Genomic DNA, 3,757 nt, shown 5'->3' on the forward strand with positions numbered 1-3,757 from the left:
CGGTGACTTCATCGTAGGCGGCATCGTCGACGGCTTCCGGCGACATGCCGCCGGTGACCGTCGGCGGCGTGGCCACGTCGGGCAGCAGCGCCCACGTGCCGGCGAAGTAGTCGAGCACGCCGAGCAGGCCGGCGACGTCGGCACCGGTGTCGGCCGACAGCGGCGATGCGCCGACCTGGCCGCGGCTGCGCACCATCAGGCGTTCCTGGTTGGTGTCGAAGCGCGGCGGGCTCTTGCCGGCCGGCAGGGTGATGGCATCCATCACGGCGATGCCGGGCTCACGGAACGGACGCGCCACGCCGGGCAGCGCCACGTGGAAAACGCCGTCGCTGAAGGACAGCGCATCGTTCTCGTCGATGCTGCCGCCGGAGGGGGCRATCACGACCGACTGCGCCACGCTGACGCGCATGCCTTCCAGGCGTTCCAGCGTGCCGGGCAGGGCGTCAGGACCCAGCTCGGCGGCGGTCAGCTCGATCGCGGCAGGCAGGGCGACGCCGGTTTCCAGCACTTCGAGCGTCGGGGTGACGATCTCGGTGATGGCCAGCTGGTGCGGATTGGACGACGGGGTGAATTCCTCGACCGTACCGGTGACGCGCACGCGGTTGCCGACGGCGGCGGTGGCGGGCGGCGCGCTGCTGGTGAACACGAACACGGCTTCGGACGTGGTCGGGTCGCCGTCGTCGTTGGCGGCCTGCAGGAAGAAGCCGTTGTTGAACTTGATCGCCGTGACGATGCCTTCGGTCACCACGCGCTTGCCGTTGTGCGGCGACAGCAGGCCGTTGCCCTGGATCTGCGCGATGGTCAGCGCCAGCGGCGGCTCGGGCGGTTCCGGCGGCTCGGCGCCGCTGTTGCGCGGATTCGGCGCACCGACCGCGAAGTCGGCGCCGTTGTTGTTGGTGTCGATGCTGCCGTCGCCGCCACGCAGCGCAGCGGTGGTGTTGCTGAGCGTGCCGGTCGGCGCGCTGCCTTCGAAGCAGTTGGCCGCACTGCCGAAGCCGACGAAGTCGACCACGTTCGCATCGGCCGTCGGGCAGGCGCCCGTCAGCGCCGTGGTGCTGCGGCTCAGCGCGACCTTGCCGGCGGTGCCGCTCATCGCAATGGTGCCCACCGCGTCAGGCGCGGGCAGGTCCACCGTGCCGCCGGCGCCCTGCGCCTGCTGGACCAGGTAGAAGCCGCCGGCCGGGATGGTGCCCGTCAGGTTGGTGCGCCCGCTCCAGGTGGTGCCTGCGGAGGAGGTGTACTGCACGCTCCAGCCCGTCAGGTCGACCGCAGTGGGGCCGTTGTTGCGCAGCTCGATGAAGTCGTTCTTCAGCGTGGCACCGCTGTTGCCGCCGCCGCCGTAGACCTGGCTGATGACCACCTGTGCCTGTACCGACGAAGCGGCGAACAGCAAGGCGAAAGACGCGAGCACGGCCGCGACGCGGCCCCGTGGCATTTCCATGTAACGGGTTCTCCCTCAGTGGATTGGACGCCGACCCCCGCGGGAGCGATGCCGCCCCCGGCCGACGCAATGTAGCCCAAGCCTGTGGTACGCGCATTGCATGGGCGTGACACGGGCGCCGGTTTCCCGTCGCATCGCCCGGGCCGTCGACCGGCATCGGTTACGCTGGCGTCCCCGCCGCCGCTTGGGTGGTGCACCGGTTGAACGACGGATGGCCGTAGAGAAGAACGAACGCCCGCTGGAAGCAGGCATCCACACCGACCTGTCCGGCCGGATGAGCTACGGCGGCTACCTGCAGCTGGACCGCCTGTTGTCTGCGCAGCACCCGGTGTCGGACCCGCCGCACCACGACGAGATGCTGTTCATCGTCCAGCACCAGGTCTCGGAACTGTGGATGAAGCTGATGATCCACGAGTTGCAGGCGGCGATCGGCTTCCTCCAGCGCGACCAGGTCTGGCAGGCCCGCAAGGTGATGGCTCGCGCCAAGCAGGTGCTGCGCCAGCTGACCGAGCAGTGGTCGGTGCTGGAAACGCTGACCCCGTCCGAGTACATGGGCTTCCGCGACCTGCTGGGCCCGTCGTCGGGTTTCCAGTCGCTGCAGTACCGCACCATCGAATTCCTGCTCGGCAACAAGAATGCGGCGATGCTTAAGGTGTTCGCCCATGACCCGGAGGGCCATGCCGGGCTGGAGGCCGTGCTCGACGCCCCCAGCCTCTACGACGAATTCCTGATGTACCTCGCCCGCTGGGGCCACGGGATCCCCCCGCAGCACCTGCAGCGCGACTGGCGCCAGTCGCACGCCGCCGACGCCGCGCTGTTGCCGGTGTTCGAAGCGATCTATGAGGACACCGACCGCTACTGGCGCGAGTACTCGCTGTGCGAGGACCTGGTGGATCTGGAAAGCCAGTTCCAGTTGTGGCGCTTCCGCCACATGCGCACGGTGATGCGCATCATCGGTTTCAAGCGCGGTACCGGCGGGTCCAGCGGCGTGGGCTTCCTGCGCCAGGCGCTAGAGCTGACCTTCTTCCCGGAACTGTTCGACGTGCGCACGTCGATCGGCCCCAATCGCTGATGGGCGAGCGGGGTCGGCCGGATCGAAATCCCTTGGAAATCAGTAGGTTGACTCGCTGAACAGGCAAGGCGACTGCTACACCACCGGCGTTTCAGCGATTTGACGAGGGCCCGCCGGGTCGGTGATCCTCGCCCGTCCCCTGCGCTCGTTGCAGGGGAAACCGAAATCCTGAACTACTTTTCTAGGGGGAGCCCGCATGAGCGGAGCCGTCGATACGCAACCGGGGCACGTTCCCGACTACGCCCAGGTCATGGGCCATCCGCGTCCGTTGTGGATGCTCTTCATGACCGAGTTCTGGGAACGCTTCGCGTTCTATGGCATCCGTTGGGCACTGGTGCTCTACATCGTGGCCCAGTTCCACGGGGGGAGTGGCACGGGTGAGGCACCCGCCAACCAGATTTACGGTGCATATCTGGCGCTGGTCTACGCCGCGGCGATCTTCGGCGGTTACGTAGCGGATCGCGTGATCGGCTATCAACGCTCGATCCTGGTGGGCGCGGTGATCATGGCGGCAGGTTTGTTCATGATCGCGGTGCCCAACGAGAACATTTTCCAATTGGGTCTGGCCACGATCATCGCGGGCAACGGCCTTTTCAAGCCGAACATCTCGACGATGGTCGGCAAGCTCTACACCACCGGGGACGAGCGCCGCGATTCGGGTTTTACCCTGTTCTACATGGGTATCAACCTGGGCGCCATGGTCTCGCCGCTGCTCACCGGCTGGCTGGCCGAGAAGGTATTCGGCGCTGAGGGTATGCCGGCCTACAAGGTGGTGTTCATCACCTCGGGTATCGGCATGCTGGTGAGCCTGGTGTGGTTCTGGTTTGGTCGCGGCCAGTTGAAAGGGGTAGGTACGCCACCTGCCGGTGGCGAGGGCAAGGGCAGGGTGCTGTTGACGGCGATCGGTGCGGTGCTTGCGATCCCGGTCATCTACTTCCTGCTGCGCCTTGGCGCCAGCACGCTCCAATGGGTGCTGACCGCGATGTTCATCGGTCTGGGCATCCTGTTGCTGGTTGAGGGTATCCGCAACGGACCCAAGCAGCGCGACATGGTGATTGCGATGCTGATCATCTTCGCGTTCAACGTGCTGTTCTGGTGCTTCTTCGAACAGGCGGGCAGCTCTTTCAGCTTCCTGGCGGACAAGATCGTCAACCGCGATTTCGGCGGCTGGATCTTCCCGGTGGGCTGGTTCCAGTCGGTGAACTCGGTGGCCATCATCACGCTTGCGCCGATCATGGCCTGGC

General features: G+C 66.5%; 3 protein-coding genes. 2 read left to right on the forward strand and 1 reads right to left on the reverse strand.

Translation table 11 applies throughout. From position 1 onward, the window contains the following. Positions 1 to 1,435 (reverse strand): lamin tail domain-containing protein (locus tag AC04L7_RS14275; protein WP_475513249.1); only part of this gene is annotated, 1,435 nt, incomplete at its 3' end. Between the two features lie 217 nt (positions 1,436 to 1,652). Between AC04L7_RS14275 and AC04L7_RS14280 the strand changes: the two genes are divergently transcribed. Next, positions 1,653 to 2,513 carry a tryptophan 2,3-dioxygenase gene (locus AC04L7_RS14280; RefSeq protein WP_435996745.1) on the forward strand — a complete coding sequence of 287 codons (861 nt, stop codon included), beginning with the start codon at positions 1,653 to 1,655 and terminating at the stop codon, positions 2,511 to 2,513. A 196-nt stretch (positions 2,514 to 2,709) separates the two neighbouring features. Beyond that, positions 2,710 to 3,757 (forward strand): peptide MFS transporter (locus tag AC04L7_RS14285; protein WP_475513248.1); only part of this gene is annotated, 1,048 nt, incomplete at its 3' end.

Source organism: Pseudoxanthomonas sp. LjRoot204_2 (assembly GCF_056175765.1).

What these genes read in the sequence shown, in the direction of transcription:
- AC04L7_RS14280 (WP_435996745.1), top strand. Translation starts at nt 1,653, where the DNA reads ATGGCCGTAGAGAAGAACGAACGCCCGCTGGAAGCAGGCATCCACACC.